The sequence below is a fragment of the Kitasatospora sp. NPDC048407 genome (genome assembly GCF_043200475.1).
Lineage (GTDB): Bacteria > Actinomycetota > Actinomycetes > Streptomycetales > Streptomycetaceae > Kitasatospora.
This window is the reverse complement of record NZ_JBICXW010000004.1, coordinates 116,792-134,854: the sequence shown is the minus strand read 5'-3', so window position 1 is coordinate 134,854 and position 18,063 is coordinate 116,792. Positions and strand designations below refer to the sequence as shown.

The window sequence follows — 18,063 nt, the reverse complement described above, 5'->3', positions numbered from 1 at the left end:
GAACCTCCTTCCCCCGGACGGGCCTTGGCGGTGCGTCAGATGTGCACGGCCGGACCGGCGTCGTTCGCGCCGCGCTTGGTGAGCAGGCCGAGGGCCGCCGCGACGGCGGCGACGATCGCGGCGACGGTGAAGGCCAGACCCATGCCGCTGACGAAGGACGAGTGGACGGCGTCGGCGATGCCCTGGGTGACCTCGGCGGGGACGCCGGGCTGGGCCGGCGGGGCGATGCCCAGCTGGGCGAGCTGCTTGAGACCCTCGCCCTGCTCACCGCCCGGCAGCGGCTGGCCGGTGGCGGCGGTCCACTTGTCGGGGAGCACGCTGGTGACCTTGGAGGCCATCACCGCGCCGAGCACGGCGGTGCCGAGGCTGCCGCCGACCTGCATCGCGGCCTGCTGGAGGCCGCCGGCCACACCGGACAGCTCCAGCGGGGCGTTGCCGACGATGACCTCGGTGGCGCCGACCATGACGGGGCTGAGGCCGAGGCCCATCAGCAGGAACCAGAGCGACATCACGCCGTTGCCGGAGTGGATGTCCAGGGTGGACATGCCGAGCATCGCGCCGGTGGTGAGCAGCATGCCCACCATGATCGGGATGCGCGGGCCGATCTTGCCGATCAGGAAACCGGCCACCGGAGCGCCGACGATCATCATGCCGGTCATCGGCAGCAGGTGGACGCCCGCGTCGACCGGCGCCATGCCGTGCACGTTCTGCAGGTAGAAGGTGACGAAGAAGATGCCGCCGAAGAACGCGAAGGCCATCAGCACCATCAGCAGGGTGCCGGCCGACAGCGGCACCGAGCGGAACAGCGACAGCGGGATCAGCGGCTCCTTGGCGAAGTTCTGCCAGACCGCGAACACCACCAGCGCGAGCACCGCGCCGCCGAGGAAGAGCAGCGTGGCGGGGTCGCCCCAGCCCCAGGTCGGGGCCTTGATGATGCCCCAGACCAGCATGAACATCGCACCGGAGAGCAGCACGATGCCGGGGATGTCGAAGGACTTGGCGGCGTTCTCGGCGCGGACGTCCTTGAGGATCAGCAGGCCCAGGACCAGCGCGACGATGCCGACCGGGATGTTGATGAAGAACACCGACTCCCAGTTGACGTGCTCGACCAGCAGACCGCCGACGATCGGACCGGCCGCGGTGGAGGCACCGATGACGCCGCCCCAGATGCCGATCGCCATGTTGAGCTTCTCGGCGGGGAACGCCCCGCGCAGCAGGCCGAGCGCGGCGGGCTGGAGCAGCGCGCCGAACAGGCCCTGCAGCACCCGGAAGAAGATCACCTGCTGAATCGAACCGGCGAAGCCGATCGCAGCGGAGGTGGCGGCGAAGCCGACCGCGCCGACCAGGAAGGTCGACTTGTGGCCGAACCGGTCGCCGATCTTGCCGGCGGTGATCAGGAAGACCGCCAGGGCCAGCAGGTAGCCGGAGGTGACCCACTGGATGTCGGCGGGGCTGGCCTTCAGGTCGGTCTGGATCGCCGGGTTGGCGATGGCGACGACGGTGCCGTCGAGGGCCACCATCATGACGCCGACGGCGACGGTGAGGAGGGTCAGCCAGGGGTGCCCCCGCAGCTTCCCTCCGGCGGCCGGGGCCGCCTCCTTGTCGAGTACGACGGACTGGCTCATGGCTCGGGACTTCCCCGTTCGTGTGGTGTGGCGAGAGAGCGGCCCCGCCATTATGTCAGTCGCTGACAATCGACATGCCGTGACTTGTGCCACTTGATGACAAATGGCAGGACGCTATCGTAGAAGCATGGCCACCCCGCTCCCCGCCGCCGTCCAGCCCACCGCTGGCCTGCGCGAACGCAAGAAGCAGCGCACCCGCGACGCGTTGATCGGCGCCGCGCACCGACTGTTTCTCGGCCAGGGCTTCGCACGGACCACGGTGGACGAGATCGCGGCCGACGTGGAGGTCTCCCAGCGCACCTTCTTCCGGTACTTCGCCAACAAGGAGGAGGTCGCCCTCGCGGTGCTCGCCGACGTCGAGGAAGAGTTCCTCGAGCGGCTGCGCACCCGGCCCGCCGAGGAGAACCCGCTCCAGGCGATGCGCGGCGCGGTGCACGAGGTCTGGCAGGCCATCGACCAGGACCGCGGGGCCCGCTACGGCACCGTCACCGCCGTCCTGGAGCTGTTCGAACTGATCGAGTCCACCCCCACCCTGCTCGCCGCCCACCTGCGGCACTCCTTCCAGCAGGAGGGCGAAGTGGCCCGGATCCTCGCCGAACGCGAGGCACTCGACCCGGACACCGACCTTCGCCCCCGGCTGCTCGCCGCCGTATTCGGCACCGTGGTGCGGATCTCGCACCTGTCGTACGCCGCCAGTGCCGACCAGCACAGCCACTGCACGGACGGCATGCTGGCCCTGCTGGAGCGCCACTTCGACGAACTCGGACCGGCGCTGGCCGGCTCCTGGCGCTGATACCGGAGTAGTACTCCGGTATCACCCCCGTCGCCCGACCGGAGTATGAGGACACCGGCCCCGCCCCGTTCTACCCTCGGCCCGGTGACCACCTGGAAGACCTTCCTCAGCGCCCTCGTCGAACCCGTCCCGAGCCACCGACCGCCGCTGGCCAATGCCCGCAAAGCATGGATGCGGGCGCTGCCCTTCGTGGTGGTGCTGGCCATGATCGGTGCGCTGCTGCCCACCGGCATCGTCGCGCTGACGCAGTTCTACGGGGTGAACGGGGGCCTCGCCGCCGCACTGGCCACGGTCCAGGCCGGGGCGCTGGCACTGGCCCTGGTCCGGCCGCTGACCGCCTGGCAGCTGGTGGCACCGTCGGTGCTGGTCGGCGCGGTCGTCACCCACGGCGAGGCCGCCACCCAGGCCTGGCCGTGGCCGGTCCCCACCCTGCTGAGTTACCTGTTCCTGATGGTGTTCCTGGCGATCCGGGAAAGCGGACGCACCCTGCTCGCCGTCTGGGCGGTCACCTTCGTCGGCAACAGCCTCAGCTGGTCCGTCTTCGCCGAGCACTTCGACGGCACCTCGGTGGTGGTCACCGCACTCTCCGGGGTGATCCTGATGCTCGGCTGGAGCCTGCGCAGCCGCGACGAGGCGAAGCGGCTGCTCGCCGCCCAGGAACAGATCTCCGAGACCGAACGCGCCCGGCGCACCTTGCTGGAGGAACGCGCCCGGATCGCCCGCGAGTTGCACGACGTGGTCGCCCACCACATGTCGGTGATCGCCGTCCAGGCCGACAGCGCCCCGTACCGCATCGAGGGCCTGCCCGAGCCCGCCGTCGCCGAATTCGGGCAGATCGCCTCCGCCGCCCGCGGCTCGCTCGCCGAGATGCGGCGCCTGCTCGGCGTGCTGCGGGCCGCCGACACCAAGGCCGACAAGGCCCCGCAACCGGGCCTCGACGACCTGCCGGGCCTGCTCGCCACCGTGGCCCAGGCCGGCGTCCGGGCCGAACTCGACCTCGCCGACGACGTCCGGGCCCTCGGCCCCGTCCCCGAGGCGGTCGGCCTGTCCGCGTACCGGATCGTCCAGGAAGCCCTGGCCAACGTCGTCCGGCACGCCCCCGGCGCCACCGCCCGGGTCCGGGTCGCGGCGGCCGACGGCGCCCTCACCGTGGACGTCCACAACGACCCGGCCTCCGGCAAGGCCACCGCCGTCGAAGTCTCCGCCTCCACCGGACACGGCTTGACCGGAATGCGGGAACGCGTACGTCTGCTGGATGGCACCCTGGACACCGGCCCGACCGCCGACGGCGGCTACCGGGTCGCCGCCGTCCTGCCGATCGACCGCCCCGCAACGGCGGTCGGCACCGCCCCAGGGGAGAACACCGCATGACCATCCGCGTCCTCATCGTCGACGACCAGGCGATGGTCCGCGCCGGCTTCGCCGCCCTGCTCGGCGCCCAGAGCGACATCGACGTGGTCGGCGACGCCGCGAACGGCCTCCAGGCCCTGGAAGTCAGCCGGCACACCCACCCCGACGTGGTCCTGATGGACGTCCGCATGCCCGAGATGGATGGCCTCGAAGCCGCCCGCCACCTCCTCGACCCCCCGCCCGGCGTGATCCACCGCCCCCGCGTCCTGATGCTCACCACCTTCGACGTCGACGACTACGTGTACGAGGCCCTCCGCGCCGGCGCCTCCGGCTTCCTCCTCAAGGACGCCCCACCCGCCGACCTGATCAACGCCGTCCGCGTGGTCGCCGCCGGCGACGCCCTCCTCGCCCCCTCCGTCACCCGCCGCCTGATCGCCGACTTCGCCCAGAACCGCCCCACCCCCCGCCGCGACCCCCGCCTCCGCCTCAACGGGCTCACCCCCCGCGAGACCGAAGTCCTCGAACTCATCGCCCGCGGCCTCTCCAACCAGGAAATCGCCGCCCACCTGATCCTCGCCGAACAGACCGTCAAGACCCACATAGGCCGCATCCTCGCCAAGCTCAACCTGCGCGACCGCGCGCAGGCCGTCGTCCTCGCCTACGAGAGCGGCTTGGTGCAGCCCGGCACCTGAGCAACCTCCCCGCGCCCCTGGTTGCCCGCACTCCCACCCAGGTATGACGTGCGTCTTGGCTCCGCAGGGTGACGCCCCGCCACGCACCTCGTTCCTACCTTCCTCCTCGTCACCGAACGGGAGGAGGAAGCGATGCTGGGGCGTCTGCGTCGAGGGACGGCCGTCGCGGGGTTGGTGCTGGCGGCGGTGCTGGGGGTGGGGTCGTGGACGTCGGCGGATGCGCAGACGCCGCTGACGGGGCCGCCGCCGGGGTCCGCGGAGTGGGTGGCGGACACCGGGCTGGGGGTGCGGCTGCCCGATCCGACGAACGCCTCCCCGGCCGAAGTGGCGGCGTTCTTCGACGCGTTGGCCCCGGACCAGCAGCGGCAGCTCGCGTTCCGGCACCCGCAGGTTCTCGGCAATCTGGACGGCGCGCCGGTCCCCCTCCGCTACTTGGCGAACTCCCTGGCCCTCGCCCAGGAACGCGCCCGTGAGCAGGCCCGCGCCACCGACACCTCGCTCCTGCCGGAAGAGCGCGAGCAGGCCGCCCGGAAGGCCGCCCGCTACGCCGAACTGACCGGCCGCCAACTTCTCGCCTTCGATCCTCGCGGCCGCGGCCAACTCGCCGAGGTGTTCGGCGATCTGGCCCACGACGCCCGCACCGCCGTCCTCGTGCCCGGATCGGACGTCGATCTGGCCTCGTCCGACCGCCTCGCCGCCATGGCGAAGGAACTGCGCGCCGCTGCCAAGGACCAGGTCGCCGTGGTGGCGTGGGTCGGCTACACCACGCCCGTCGGCGTGGGGCTGGACGCCGCCCGGGAGGAGCTCGCCCGGGCGGGGGCCCCGCGGCTGGAGCGTCTGGTCGCCGGCCTGGCCCCGCTGACCGGGCCCGTCACTCTCTTCTGCCACAGCTACGGCTCGGTGGTGTGCGGGCAGTCCGCGCCGGATCCGGCGCGGGTCTCGGGACTGGTGGTGTTCGCCTCGCCGGGGCTGGGCCTGGAGCGGGCGGACGAGTTGAAGGTGCCGGTGTGGGCGGTGGCCCGCAATCCGGAGGACTGGATCTCGAACGTCCCGAACGTCTCGGTGTTCGGTTTCGGGCACGGCGCCGACCCGACGTCCCCGGGCTTCCACGCCCGCCTGCTGCCGTCGACGGGTTCGCACGGCCACAGCGACTACTTCGCCCCCGGTTCGGCCTCGCTCGCGGCCTTCGCCGCGCTCGCCGCGACCGGCGCCCCCACCACCGCCTGACGACTGTCGAGGAGACGTCCGATGCTGCCTGTTTCCGTTCGCCGCGCCGCGGCGACCGTCGATGCCAAGACCCCCGCCACCCGTGACCGCGCACTGGACGGCCTGCGCGCCGTCGCACTGCTCTCGGTGCCGCTCGGGCACTGGCTGCTCGGCGGGTTCACCCTCTCCGACGGCGTGCTGCACAACGCGAGTCCGCTGACGGCGCTGTCGTTCATGGCGCCGCTGAGCTGGGTGCTGCAGATGCTGGGGGTGTTCTTCCTGGTCGGCGGCCGGGCGTCGGCGCTGTCGCTGCGCCGGGCGGCCGACCGCGGGGTGGGTACCGGGGAGTGGTTGCGCGGCCGGGTGCTGCGGCTGGCCCGGCCGGTGCTGGGGGTGGCCGCGGTGTGGGCGGCGCTGATCCCGGTGCTGCGCGGGCTGGGGGTGCCGGCCGACACGGTGCGCACGGGGGCGGTGCTGATGGTGCAGCCGCTCTGGTACATCGCGATGTACCTGGTGCTGACGGCGCTCACCCCGCTGTGCGTCAAGTTCGGTGCGCGGATGAAGGGTTGGGCCTCGGCGGCGCTGCTGGCGGCGGTCGCGGCGGTGGACCTGCTGCGGTACGGGCCGTGGGGCGCGTCGATGCCGGGGTGGCTGAGCCTGCTGAACCTGCTGCCGGGCTGGCTGTTCGCCTACCAGCTGGGTGTGGACTGGGCGCACGGCCGGATCTCCCGGGCCGGGGCGCGGCTGACGGCCTTCGGCGGGGCGGCGCTGTTCGCGGTGCTGCTGCTGGTGTTCCACTACCCGGCGAGCATGGTCGGCGTACCGGGCGCGGCCCGCACCAACTCGCACCCGCCGTCCCTGCTGGTGCTGGCGCTGGCCTCGGTGCAGGGCGGTGCGGCGATGCTGCTGAAGGACCGGCTGGGCCGGGCGCTGCGCCGGCCGCTGCTGTGGCTGCCGGTGGTGGTGGTCAACCTCGGCGCGATGACGATCTTCTGCTGGCACCAGACCGCGATGTTCCTGACCGCGCTGGCCGGTTCGCGACTGGGCACGCTGCCGGGCCTGACCGCCGCCCCCGACTCCGGCCTGTGGGCGGTGGCCCGACTGGCCTGGCTGCCGTTGTTCGCGGTGGTGCTGGCGCTGATCGGCCGCTGGGCGCGGCGTTTCGACGCCCCGTGGCCGTCCCGCGCCTGGCGGGCGGTGGCGACGGCGGGCGCGGCACTGTTCGCGGTGTACGCGCTCGGCGCGGTCTGACGCTGCGTCAATTCGCTTCGGTTGTCGGAGCCTGGCCGTACCCTGGCGGCCATGGCGACCTTCGACGAACTGATCGCGCTGGCACTGGAGCTGCCGCAGGCGCACCAGGAAACCACCTGGGAGCAGGAGACGTTCCGGGTCGGCCGGAAGATCTTCGCGATGGGGCACCCGGAGTCGGGGGCGGTCTCGGTGAAGGCCACGGTGTCCGATCAGGCCGAACTGATCGCCGCCGCGCCCGAGGTGTACTCGATGGCGCCGTACACCGGCCGGTTCGGCTGGGTGCGGGTGCAACTGGCCCTGGTCGAGCCGGAGGAGCTGCGTGAACTGCTCACCGAGGCCTGGCGTTCGATCGCTCCGAAGCGCGTCCGGGACGGATACGACAGGTAGCGTCCGGGCGAATGTGACACGGAACACTGTTTGCTCCCTGCCCGGCGCGTCTGCCGCCCTCTAGTCTGGCTGACTAGTAGTTGGCAGTCGTAGCACCATCGGGCCCGGCCCGCTGCGATGTACCGGCCCGAGGGAGTGGACGCCATGCAGCGCAGGCGGGTCAAGCGGATCCTGATCGGCGTGTTCGCGGGCTGTGCGGCCCTGGTGGACGCTGGGGCGGCGGTCGCCCAGGCCACCGCGTCCAGCGAGCAGCTGGCCATCACCACGCCGCCGGCCGGCAGCGCCGCCTGGGTCGCCGACAACACCTTCGGCCGCGCCCTGCCGGACCCGGCCACCGCCGACCCGGCCGCCGTCGCCGCCTTCTTCGCCTCGCTGACGAACGCCGAACTCGACCGGCTGATCCTCGAATACCCGCTGGTGGTCGGCAACTTGGACGGTGCGCCGCCGGCCGTCCGGTACCGGGCCAACCGGGAGGCGATCGCCGCCGAACGCGACCGGGCCCGGCAGCGTTCCGAGGACCGCGCCCTGGACCCGACCGCCCGCGCGCTGGCCGCCTCCCGCGCCAACGACTCCGAGGCGCTGCTGGCCGGCGGCCGGCAGATCCTCGCCTTCGACCCGCGCGGCCGCGGCCTGGTCACCGAGGTGTACGGAGACCTGGCCGCCGCCCGGCGGGTCGCCGTCCTGGTGCCCGGCTCGGACGCCGACCTCGCCCACTTCGACCAGGCCGTCGAGCCGTTGCGCTCCCCCGCCGGCATGGCCCGCGCCCTGTTCGCCGAGGAGCACGCCCAGTCCCCGAACACCCGCACCGCGGTGATCGCCTGGACCGGCTACGTCACCCCGCAGGGCCTCGGCCCGGACGCGGCCACCTCCCGGCTCGCCGAGGCCGCCGCGCCCCGCCTGGAACGGCTGCTCGCCGGGCTGAAGCAGACCAGCCATCCGGAGGCGCCGCCGACGCTGCTGTGCCACTCGTACGGCTCGGTGGTGTGCGGCACCGCCGCGCCGACCGTGCACGGCACGCAGCCCACCGACCTGGTGGCGTTCGGCAGCCCCGGGATGGGCGTCGACTCGGCCGCCGAGCTCGGCACCGGCGTCCAGGTGTGGGCGGCCCGCAACCCCGCCGACTGGATCGGCAACGTCCCCTACCTGGAGGTCGGCGGCCTCGGGCACGGCGCCGACCCGACCACCCAGGCGTTCGGCGCGATGACCGTCTCCTCGGTCGGCGCCAGCGGCCACAACGGCTACCTGGCCGAGGGCACCGCCAGCCGGCACAACTTCGCCGCGATCGCCCTCGGCCACTACGGCGACGTCAGCCACCCGACCAACTCCGGCAATTGACCGGACGTCACACCTCGCGGGCGTCCGAGGTGGCGCTCATGTCCGCGTAGCGGGGGCCCTGCACCCGGCCGCCGATCGGTTCCAGCTCGGCCAGCTCCGCCGCCGTCAGCTTCAGCGCGGTCGCGGCGGCGTTCTCCTCCAGCCGGCTGCGCTTGCGGGTGCCCGGGATCGGCACCACCGTCAGGCCGTGCACCTCGGCCCGCTGCTGCAGCCAGGCCAGCGCGACCTGGGCGGCCGTCACACCGCGCTCCGCGGCGACCTTCCGGATCGGCTCGACCAGCTCCGCGTTGTCCGCCGCGTTCGCACCGGTGAACTGCGGCAGGTGACGGCGGAAGTCGTCCGCGCCCAGCTGCTCGGCGTTGGCGAACGCCCCGGTCAGGAAGCCCCGGCCGAGCGGCGAGTACGGCACCAGCGCGACGCCCAGCTCGGCCGCCACGGGCACCGCGGTGCGCTCCGGGCCGCGGGCGAACAGCGACCACTCGGACTGCAGCGCCGCGATCGGGTGCACCGCGTACGCCTCCCGCAGCTCCGGACCGGTCACCTCGGACAGACCCAGGTGCTTCACCTTGCCGGCCGCGACCAGCTCCGCCATCGCCCCGACCGACTCGGCCAGCGGCACCTCCGGGTTGCGGCGGTGCATGTAGTACAGGTCGATCTCGTCCACCCCGAGCCGCCGCAGCGAGGCGTCCACCGCCTGCCGGATGTACGCCGGCTCGTTGTTGACGGCCCGGTAGCTCGGGTCGTCGGCGCGTCGCTCGATCCCGAACTTGGTGGCCAGCACCACCTGTTCGCGGTGCGCCCGGACGAACGGGCCGATCAGCTCCTCGTTGGCGCCCGAACCGTAGATGTCGGCGGTGTCGAACAGGGTCACCCCGAGCTCCAGCGCCCGGCCGAGGGTGGCCAGCGCCTCCTCGGTGTCGGTCGGCCCGTAGAACTCGCTCATCCCCATGCAGCCCAGGCCCTGCACACCCACGACGGGGCCGTTGCTGCCGAGCCGGGTGGTCTCGATGCTGCTCATGCGCTCTTCCTGTCCTCGATCGGATAGTCCGCCGTCGTCTCAGTCGCGTCGTCGCCCGGGACCGGTGCGGCAGGCTCGCCGTAGAGATCGATCTTCCGGTCGATCACGGCGAGCGTGGCGTGCAGGTCCGCGAGCCGCTGCCGGACCTCCGCGCGGTGGTCCACCAGCAGCTGCCGGCGCTCGGCCCGGGTGGCGTCCCCGTCCCGCACCAGCTCGACGTACCGGACCATGTCGGCCACCGGCATCCCGGTCAGCCGGAGCTTCGTCAGGAACGCCAGCCGCGCCAGGTCCGCGTCGCTGTACCGGCGCTGGCCGGCGTGTGAACGGTCCACCGGGTCCAGCAGCCCGATCCGCTCGTACCAGCGCAGCGTGTGCGCAGTGAGCCCGCTGATCGCGGACACCTCGCTGATCGGATGCCGCGGCGTCCGGTCCGGCACCGCACTCGGCGCACCGAACGCCCGCTCGCAACCCGCCAGTTGAGCACTCCGCTGGACGAACTCCGCCATCCTGCCCGACCCCCGCTCTCGACGACGGCTCCGACGCTACTCAGTTGGAGCGCACTCCAAGCAAGCCTGGCACACCGGATCTCCCGGACCGTCGTTTAGAGTTCGGCCCATGCAGAGCTTGCGGATGATCGAGGACTGGCCCGTACCGAACGCCGCTGCGGCGGTCGTACGCGGAAGCGACGGCGCCCTGCTCGGCGCACACGGCCCGCAGGACCACCTGTTCCCGCTCGCCTCCGTCACCAAGCTGCTCAGCGCGTACGCCGCACTGATCGCCGTCGAGGAAGGCGTCTTCGAACTCGACGACCCGGCCGGCCCCGACGGCTCCACCGTCCGCCACCTGCTGGCCCACACCTCCGGCCTGGCCTTCGACGAACACCGCGTGATGGCCGCCCCCGGCAACCGCCGCCTCTACTCCAACGCCGGCTTCGAAGTCCTCGCCGCCACCCTGGAACACGCCTCCGGCATCCCGTTCGCCCAGTACGCGGCCGAAGCCGTCTTCCAGCCGCTCGGCATGCACGCCACCCTGATCAACACCGCCCACCGCGCGCCCGCCGGCGCGGGCGGCCTCTCCACCGCCGCCGACCTCGCCCGCTTCGCGGCCGAACTCCAGTCCCCCAAGCTGCTCGACCCCGCCACCCTGCACACCGCCACCCGCGAGGTCGCCTTCCCCGGCACCAGCGGCGTCCTGCCCGGCTTCGGCCACCGCCGCCCCAACGACTGGGGCCTCGGCTTCGAAATCCGCGACCACAAGACCCCGCACTGGACCGGCACCACCAACTCCCCCGCCACCTTCGGCCACTTCGGCCAGTCCGGCACCTTCCTCTGGGTCGACCCCACCGCCGACCTCGCCTGCCTCGCCCTCACCGACCGCGACTTCGGCCCCTGGGCAGCAGAGGTCTGGCCCCAGCTCAGCGACGCGATTCTCTCCGAACAGGAGTGAACGTCCAGGGGCGCGGGGAACTGCGCGAAGCGGGAGGCACTCAGCTGCAAGATCGCGACGCAGAACAATGACCTGCACTTGATCGCGACCTTACGGACGTGGTGTGCGCTTGTCGCGCAGTTCCCCGCGCCCCTGTTTTCGCGCCCACGCGCTGTCTCACCCGTACTGCAACGGGCTGTGCATCTCCCAGAGCAGCAGTTCCACCCCGTCCTCCCCCGCCGTCGGGTCCGCGAACGCGTCCCCCGTGATCCGGATCGCGTCGCCGGCGCTCGCCGACCGCCCGCCACCCTGCGGGCCGGGGACGGTCCGGTAGCCGACCGAGCCGGCCACCACGTGCACGTATCGGAAAGGGGCGGCGGGGAGTTCCGGCAACGCCGCCCACGCCCCGGCCCGCACCAGCCAGAGCGCCGCGTCCGCCCGTCGCAGGCGCAGCGCGTCGTCCGCGGGCCGCCCGGAAGCGAGCAACGTCAGCCCGTCCTCAATCGCAACCGACCGCAGCCCGAACCCCGGTTCCGAACCGAACTGATCGGGCTGGAGCCACATCTGAAGAAACGTCACGGACGAGTCCGCCCCGCCGAGGTTCCGCTCGGTGTGGTTGATGCCCGCCCCCGCGGACTGCACCTGGAGCATGCCGGGCCGGACCACGCTCGCGTGGCCCGCGTCGTCGCGGTGGGCGAGCGCGCCGTCGATCACCCAGGTGACGATCTCGGTGTCGGTGTGCCGGTGCGTGTCGTAGCCGGCGCCGGGGGCGAGCGTCTCCTCGTTGCAGGCGAGCAGCGCCCCGAAAGATGTGTTCTTCGGGTCGTAGTGCCCGGCGAAGGAGAACGCGTGAAGGGTGGTGATGCCTTCGGCGGGTTCCGACAGGTAACGCTCGCCGGCCCGGCGCAGGTCGGCGCGGCCGCGTTCCTTCCGTCCGGCCCCGGACGCGGGTGCGGCGGTTTCGAGGGGGTGCCCGTCCTGGGGCGAGGAATCCACGCTCACGGGCACCACGGTAGCCGGTGTGACGGGTGCCACCGGTCTTCTCGGCGCGGGGTGTGCACGAGCACCCGTCCGCGTGAGGCAGGCTAGTGCCGTGCCATCCGCTTCAGCGAAACCCGACAAAGCATCCGACCGGACGTCCGGCGAGCCGCCCGCCCAGGAGCGGCCCGCCGACCGGGGCCCGGATAAGAAGTCCGCGAAACGTCCGGCGCGGCCGAACGGTACCGCGGCGGTCCCCGGCCGTGGCCGGATGACCGCCGAGGAGCGCCGACTCGCGTCGGAGCGCGCCGAGTTGCGGGCGGCGACGCTGAAGCGGCTGGAGAAGTCGGCGGGCAAGCTGGCGTCCGCGGCGATTGCCCGGATGGACGATCAGCTGGCCTGGTACCGGCGGATGCCGCCGGAGCACCGTTCGTGGATCGGCCTGGTCGCGCAGGCGGGTATCGCGGCGTTCACCGAGTGGTACCGGCACCCGGAGGCGCCGCAGGCGATCTCCACCGACGTGTTCGGCACCGCCCCGCGGGAGTTGACCCGGGCGATCACGCTGCGGCAGACGGTGGAGCTGATCCGCACCACGATCGAGGTGATGGAGGAGGCCATCGAGGAGGTGGCCGCGCCCGGCGACGAGGCGGGCATGCGCGAGTCGGTGCTGGTCTACGCCCGGGAGATCGCCTTCGCCACCGCCCAGGTGTACGCGCAGGCCGCGGAGGCGCGCGGCGCGTGGGACGCCCGGCTGGAAGCGCTGGTCGTCAACTCGCTGCTGTCCGGGGACGCCGACGAGGGCGTGCTGTCCCGGGCGGCGGCACTGGGCTGGGGTCAGCCGAGCCAGGTGCGGGTCGTGATGGGCAGTGCCCCGGACGGCGACAGCGAGCTGGTGGTGGAGGCCATCCGGCGGGCCGCCCGGTACGCCAAGCTGCACGTGCTGACGGGGGTGTTGGGCCGCCGCCTGGTGGTGGTGGTCGGCGGCGACAAGGAGCCGGTGCACGCCGCGCGGGCGCTGATCGGTCAGTTCGCGCCGGGCCCGGTGGTGGTCGGTCCGACGGTCGGTGACCTGCTGTCGGCGACCCGCTCGGCGCATGCCGCCGCGCAGGGCCTGAAGGCGTGTTCGGCGTGGCCGGACGCGCCACGCCCGGTGCTGGCCGACGATCTGCTGCCCGAACGCTCGCTGGCGGGCGACGAGGTGGCGCGCCGTCAGCTGGTGGAGGAGATCTACACACCATTGGAGGAGGCCGGTTCGGCACTCCTGGAGACGCTGAGTGTCTATCTGGAGCAGGCGTCCTCGCTGGAAGGTGCCGCCCGGATGCTCTTCGTCCATCCGAACACCGTGCGCTACCGGCTGCGTCGTGTGACAGATGTCACCGGCTATGCTCCATCGGACGTGCGTTCGGCGTTCACCCTGCGCATCGCCCTTGCCCTGGGGCGTCTCGGCTCCGGGCCTGACCAGGGCTGATCGCACTGTAGGGAATCCACAATCCGACGTGCTTTTCTTCGTCATCGTCGCCTACCCGCCCCACGGCGTCCGGCGAGAGAGGGTTGAACCGTGCTCGTTATCGTCGCCCCTGGACAGGGTGCCCAGACTCCCGGCTTCCTCAACCCCTGGCTCGAACTGGACGGCGTCGCCGACCGGCTGCGCCAGTGGTCGGAGGTAGCCGGCCTCGACCTGGTGCACGCCGGAACCGAGGCCTCCGAGGAGGAGATCAAGGACACCGCCGTCGCCCAGCCGCTGCTGGTGGCCGCCGGCCTGGTGACCGCTCAGGCGCTGCTGCCGCAGGGCGTTTCCGCGTCGGTCGGCGCGCTGGCCGGCCACAGCGTCGGTGAGATCACCGCCGCGGCACTGGCCGGCGTGCTGTCCGAGCAGGACGCGCTGGCCTTCGTCCGCGAGCGCAGCCTCGGCATGGCGGAGGCCGCCGCGGCCACCGCGACCGGCATGGCGGCGGTGCTCGGCGGCGACCCGGAGGCGGTCGCCGAGAAGCTCGCCGCGCACGGGGTCACCGCGGCGAACAACAACGGCGGCGGCCAGATCGTCGCGGCCGGCACGCTGGAGCAGCTGGCCGCGCTGAAGGCGGACCCGCCGGCCGGCGCGCGGCTGATCGCGCTGAAGGTCGCGGGCGCGTTCCACACCGCGCACATGGCCCCGGGCGTGGCCCGGCTGGAGAAGCTGGCGCCGACGCTGACGGCGGCCGACCCGGCGGTGGCGTACGTGTCCAACAAGGACGGCGAGGTGGTCGGCGACGGTGCCGAGGTGCTGTCCCGTCTGGTCTCGCAGGTGTCCAACCCGGTCCGCTGGGACCTGTGCATGGAGACCCTGCAGCAGTTGGGCGCGACCGCCGTGATCGAGCTGTCCCCGGCCGGAACCCTCACCAACCTGGTCAAGCGCAACGTCAAGGGTGTCGCCACGCTGGCCCTGAAGTCCCCCGCCGATCTCGACCGGGCCCGTGAGCTCGTGGCCGAGCACGGCAAGCAGGAGAAGTCCGCATGACTGCCACCATCAAGCCGGCCACCGGCGCCCAGTTCTCGCGCATCCTCGGGGTCGGCGGCTACCGCCCGACCCGGGTGATCCCGAACTCCGAGGTGCTGAACTGGATCGACTCCTCGGACGAGTGGATCCGCTCGCGTTCCGGTATCGCGGAGCGCCGCTGGGCCGGCCCGGAGGAGACCGTCGCCGAGATGTCGGTGCAGGCGGCCGAGCGGGCCATCGCGATGTCCGGGATCGCTCCGGAGCAGATCGGCGGCGTCATCGTCGCCACCGTCTCGCACCTGAAGCAGACCCCGGCGATCGCCACCGAGATCGCCCAGCGGCTCGGCTGCGGCACCGCCCCCGCGTTCGACATCTCCGCCGCCTGCGCGGGCTTCGGCTACGGCCTGAGCCTGGCCGACGGCATGGTGCGCGGCGGCAGCGCCGAGTACGTGCTGGTGATCGGCGTGGAGCGGCTGTCCGACCTGACCGACAAGTCGGACCGCTCGACCGCGTTCATCTTCGGCGACGGCGCGGGCGCCGCGATCGTCGGCCCGTCCGACACCCCCGGCATCGGCAAGGTGGTCTGGGGTTCGGACGGCTCGCAGTCCGAGGTGATTTCGCAGACCAAGGCCTGGGACACCGCCTTCGCCAAGCCCGACGCCGTCAACGGCGCGGGCGAGGAGATCAAGTGGCCCGCGCTCCGGATGGAGGGCCAGACGGTCTTCCGCTGGGCCGTGTACGACATGGCGAAGGTCGCGCAGCAGGCGCTGGACGCCGCCGGGATCACCGCCGACCAGCTCGGCGCGTTCATCCCGCACCAGGCCAACATGCGCATCATCGACGCCATGATCAAGACGCTGAAGCTGCCCGCCGAGATCCCGGTGGCCCGCGACATCGTCGAGACCGGCAACACCTCCGCCGCCTCCATTCCGCTCGCCATGGAGCGGATGCTGGAGCGCGGCGAGGCCAAGAGCGGCGACCTGGCGCTGATCATCGGCTTCGGGGCCGGCCTGGTCTACGCCGCAGCAGTCGTTACTCTCCCCTAGGCGTTTTTCTCCGCACCACATGAAACCCGCGGCGGTCCGTCGGACCGTCCGCCGTCACCACCGAAGAGGAGCAGCCGATATGGCTACCCAGACCGAGGTTCTCGAAGGTCTCGCCGAGATCGTCAACGAGATCGCCGGCATTCCGGTCGAGGACGTCGAGCTCGACAAGTCCTTCACCGACGACCTGGACGTCGACTCGCTGTCCATGGTCGAGGTCGTCGTCGCCGCCGAGGAGCGCTTCGGCGCGAAGATCCCGGACGACGAGGTCAAGAACCTGAAGACCGTCGGCGACGCGGTGAACTTCATCGTCGCCAACGTCTGACCAGTCGTCAGGCTGCCGGTCGGGGCGCGCCAGCCGCGCCCCGACCGTCCCCCTTTCCGTCCGGCTCGTCCGGCCCCCCGCTCTACGTGAGAGAAGAAGAAACCAGTGACTGCTGAAAACCGCACCGTGGTCGTCACGGGTATCGGCGCCTTCACGCCGCTGGGCGGCGACGCCGCCACATTCTGGGAGGGCCTGCTGGCCGGCCGGTCCGGGGTCCGCGCGCTCACCGAGGAGTGGGCCGCCGACCTGCCGGTCCGGATCGCCGCCCGGGTCGCCGTCGAGCCGTCCGAAATCCTGCCCCGCCCGGTGGCCCGCAAGCTGGACCGCTCGGCCCAGTTCGCGCTGATCGCCGCCCGCGAGGCCTGGAAGGACGCCGGCTTCGAGGGCCCGGCCACCGCCGACTCCAACGAGCTCACCCCCGAGCGTCTGGGCGCGGTCATCGCCTCCGGCATCGGTGGCGTCACCACCCTGCTCGACCAGTACGACGTGCTCAAGGAGCAGGGCGTCCGCAAGGTCTCCCCGCACACCGTCCCGATGCTGATGCCCAACTCCCCGGCCGCCAACGTCGGCCTGGAGGTCGGCGCCCGGGCCGGCGTGCACACCCCCGTCTCCGCCTGCGCCTCCGGTGCCGAGGCGATCGGCTACGCGATCGAGATGATCCGCAGTGGCCGCGCCGACATCGTGGTGGCCGGCGGCACCGAGGCGGCGATCCACCCGCTGCCCATCGTCGCCTTCTCCAACATGATGGCGATGTCCAAGAACAACGACGACCCCGAGCACGCCTCCCGGCCGTACGACAAGGCCCGTGACGGCTTCGTCCTCGGCGAGGGCGCCGGCGTCGTGGTGCTGGAGTCCGCCGAGCACGCCGCCGCCCGCGGTGCCCGCGTGTACTGCGAGGCGATCGGCCAGGGCCTGTCCTCGGACGCCCACCACATCGCCCAGCCGGAGCCGACCGGCGCCGGCGTGGCCCGCGCCATCGCCGACCTGTTCGACCGCAACGAGCTGGACAAGGCCGAGGTCGTGCACGTCAACGCGCACGCCACCTCCACCCCGCAGGGTGACACCGCGGAGGTCAAGGCGCTCAGCCGCGAACTCGGCGAGCACCTCGGGCACGTGGCGATCTCCGCCACCAAGTCGATGACCGGCCACCTGCTCGGCGGCGCCGGCGGCATCGAGACGGTCGCCACCGTCCTCGCCCTGCACCACCGGATCGCCCCGCCGACCATCAACGTGGTCGACCTGGACGACGACATCGAGGCCGACATCGTCCGCGACGAGCCCCGCAAGCTCCCGGTCGAGGGCCGCATCGCCGCCCTCAACAACTCCTTCGGCTTCGGCGGCCACAACGTGGTCCTGGCCTTCCGCACCGTCTGAGACGCCACCGTCTGAGACACCACCCTCTGAGGCACGCGCGAACAACTGCGCGACCGGCCCGGCACTCCGATCGAGTGCCGGGCCGGTCCCGTCTCCGCGCCGCTACGGGTCACACCACCTGGTGCAGCCACCTCACCGGCGCACCCTCACCCGCGTACCGGAACGGCTCCAGCTCGTCGTCCCACGGCTTTCCGAGCAGCCGGCCGATCTCCGTCTCCAGGTCGCTGCCCTCGCTGCGGGAGCGCAGCAGCACGGCCCGCAGCCGGTCCTCGGGGATCAGGATGTCGCCGTGGATGCCGGTGACGGCGTGGAAGATGCCGAGGCTGGGCGTGGAGGAGTACCGCTCGCCCTCGGCCGTGGCGCAGGGCTCGCCAGTCACCTCGTAACGCATCATCTGCCAGCCGCGCAGCGCGGAGGCGAGCCTGGAGGCGGTGCCGGGCTCTCCCTGCCAGGAGAGTTCGGACCGCCAGTGGCCGGGCGCGGCGGGCTGCCGGATCCAGTCGAGGTTGACCCGCACCCCGAGGGCGCCCGCCACCGCCCACTCGACGTGCGGGCACAGCGCGCGTGGCGCGGAGTGGATGTAGAGCACACCACGTGTCGTCACCGGGACCTCCTGGCTGTGGACGAGGGTCGCCTTCCCCAGCTGCCTCGCGCCGTCGCCGGTCGGTACGGACCAGTGGCTACCCCGTGACGCTCAACTTATTCGACATTAGGTCATCAAATCGAGCAAAACGGACAAGCTTTCCCTCCATGCTAGTCGGTTCCCCCGGGAGGTCTACCCCCAC

General features: G+C 72.3%; 18 protein-coding genes. 13 read left to right on the top strand and 5 right to left on the bottom strand.

The features are described 5' to 3' along the window. Positions 1-35: 35 nt before the first annotated feature. The gene (locus ACGFWJ_RS10710) at positions 36-1,625 is read right to left on the bottom strand and encodes an MFS transporter (protein ID WP_392947470.1); all 1,590 of its coding nucleotides are present in this window, start codon (positions 1,623-1,625) and stop codon (positions 36-38) included. Between the two features lie 127 nt (positions 1,626-1,752). On the opposite strand from ACGFWJ_RS10710, the gene ACGFWJ_RS10705 reads away from it, so the two are divergent. The 7 genes from ACGFWJ_RS10705 to ACGFWJ_RS10675 all read left to right on the top strand — a co-directional run bounded on the left by ACGFWJ_RS10705 (position 1,753) and on the right by ACGFWJ_RS10675 (position 8,639). After that, positions 1,753-2,418 (top strand): TetR/AcrR family transcriptional regulator, encoded by a 666-nt coding sequence (locus ACGFWJ_RS10705; protein ID WP_392947467.1) that lies wholly within the window; start codon positions 1,753-1,755, stop codon positions 2,416-2,418. Positions 2,419-2,502: 84 nt separating this feature from the next. Beyond that, a complete protein-coding gene (locus ACGFWJ_RS10700; RefSeq protein ID WP_392947464.1) occupies positions 2,503-3,789 on the top strand; it encodes a sensor histidine kinase in 1,287 nt (428 codons plus the stop codon). After that, entirely contained in the window at positions 3,786-4,460 is a 675-nt protein-coding gene (locus tag ACGFWJ_RS10695; RefSeq protein ID WP_392947462.1) for a response regulator, read from the top strand. The genes ACGFWJ_RS10700 and ACGFWJ_RS10695 overlap by 4 nt, the downstream gene beginning before the upstream one ends. 132 nt (positions 4,461-4,592) lie before the next feature. Beyond that, positions 4,593-5,687 (top strand): alpha/beta hydrolase, encoded by a 1,095-nt coding sequence (locus ACGFWJ_RS10690; RefSeq protein ID WP_392947459.1) that lies wholly within the window; start codon positions 4,593-4,595, stop codon positions 5,685-5,687. Positions 5,688-5,708: 21 nt separating this feature from the next. Further along, a complete protein-coding gene (locus ACGFWJ_RS10685; RefSeq protein WP_392947456.1) occupies positions 5,709-6,917 on the top strand; it encodes an acyltransferase in 1,209 nt (402 codons plus the stop codon). A 51-nt stretch (positions 6,918-6,968) separates the two neighbouring features. After that, positions 6,969-7,304 (top strand): MmcQ/YjbR family DNA-binding protein, encoded by a 336-nt coding sequence (locus ACGFWJ_RS10680; protein ID WP_387643206.1) that lies wholly within the window; start codon positions 6,969-6,971, stop codon positions 7,302-7,304. Positions 7,305-7,448: 144 nt separating this feature from the next. Then, the gene (locus tag ACGFWJ_RS10675; protein ID WP_392947453.1) at positions 7,449-8,639 is read left to right on the top strand and encodes an alpha/beta hydrolase; all 1,191 of its coding nucleotides are present in this window, start codon (positions 7,449-7,451) and stop codon (positions 8,637-8,639) included. Between the two features lie 7 nt (positions 8,640-8,646). Here ACGFWJ_RS10675 and ACGFWJ_RS10670 read toward each other — a convergent pair whose 3' ends face one another. Together ACGFWJ_RS10670 and ACGFWJ_RS10665 are read right to left on the bottom strand one after the other, a co-directional pair. Further along, complete coding sequence (locus ACGFWJ_RS10670) at positions 8,647-9,657, bottom strand: aldo/keto reductase (RefSeq protein WP_392947451.1); 1,011 nt, start codon at positions 9,655-9,657, stop codon at positions 8,647-8,649. After that, positions 9,654-10,163 (bottom strand): MerR family transcriptional regulator, encoded by a 510-nt coding sequence (locus tag ACGFWJ_RS10665; RefSeq protein WP_392947449.1) that lies wholly within the window; start codon positions 10,161-10,163, stop codon positions 9,654-9,656. Before ACGFWJ_RS10665 ends, ACGFWJ_RS10670 begins: the two co-directional genes overlap by 4 nt. A 109-nt stretch (positions 10,164-10,272) precedes the next feature. Between ACGFWJ_RS10665 and ACGFWJ_RS10660 the strand changes: the two genes are divergently transcribed. Then, complete coding sequence (locus ACGFWJ_RS10660) at positions 10,273-11,103, top strand: serine hydrolase domain-containing protein (protein ID WP_392947446.1); 831 nt, start codon at positions 10,273-10,275, stop codon at positions 11,101-11,103. 156 nt (positions 11,104-11,259) lie between these two features. Here ACGFWJ_RS10660 and ACGFWJ_RS10655 read toward each other — a convergent pair whose 3' ends face one another. Next, positions 11,260-12,084, bottom strand: a complete 825-nt coding sequence (locus tag ACGFWJ_RS10655) for a pirin family protein (RefSeq protein ID WP_392947443.1) — start codon at positions 12,082-12,084, stop codon at positions 11,260-11,262. A 247-nt stretch (positions 12,085-12,331) separates the two neighbouring features. Here ACGFWJ_RS10655 and ACGFWJ_RS10650 point away from each other — a divergent pair, with 247 nt between their 5' ends. The 5 genes from ACGFWJ_RS10650 to fabF all read left to right on the top strand — a co-directional run bounded on the left by ACGFWJ_RS10650 (position 12,332) and on the right by fabF (position 17,278). After that, entirely contained in the window at positions 12,332-13,528 is a 1,197-nt protein-coding gene (locus tag ACGFWJ_RS10650) for a PucR family transcriptional regulator (protein WP_387643200.1), read from the top strand. Positions 13,529-13,618: 90 nt separating this feature from the next. Next, positions 13,619-14,557 (top strand): ACP S-malonyltransferase, encoded by a 939-nt coding sequence (locus ACGFWJ_RS10645; protein WP_387643199.1) that lies wholly within the window; start codon positions 13,619-13,621, stop codon positions 14,555-14,557. Beyond that, positions 14,554-15,582, top strand: coding sequence for a beta-ketoacyl-ACP synthase III (locus ACGFWJ_RS10640; RefSeq protein WP_387643198.1), 1,029 nt, complete (start codon positions 14,554-14,556; stop codon positions 15,580-15,582). Before ACGFWJ_RS10645 ends, ACGFWJ_RS10640 begins: the two co-directional genes overlap by 4 nt. Before the next feature lie 79 nt (positions 15,583-15,661). Next, positions 15,662-15,904, top strand: coding sequence for an acyl carrier protein (locus ACGFWJ_RS10635; RefSeq protein ID WP_073812203.1), 243 nt, complete (start codon positions 15,662-15,664; stop codon positions 15,902-15,904). A gap of 105 nt (positions 15,905-16,009) precedes the next feature. Continuing rightward, entirely contained in the window at positions 16,010-17,278 is a 1,269-nt protein-coding gene (gene fabF, locus ACGFWJ_RS10630; protein WP_392947439.1) for a beta-ketoacyl-ACP synthase II, read from the top strand. Positions 17,279-17,387: 109 nt separating this feature from the next. Here fabF and ACGFWJ_RS10625 read toward each other — a convergent pair whose 3' ends face one another. Further along, entirely contained in the window at positions 17,388-17,882 is a 495-nt protein-coding gene (locus tag ACGFWJ_RS10625) for a DUF3145 domain-containing protein (protein WP_387643196.1), read from the bottom strand. Between the last annotated feature and the right edge of the window lie 181 nt (positions 17,883-18,063).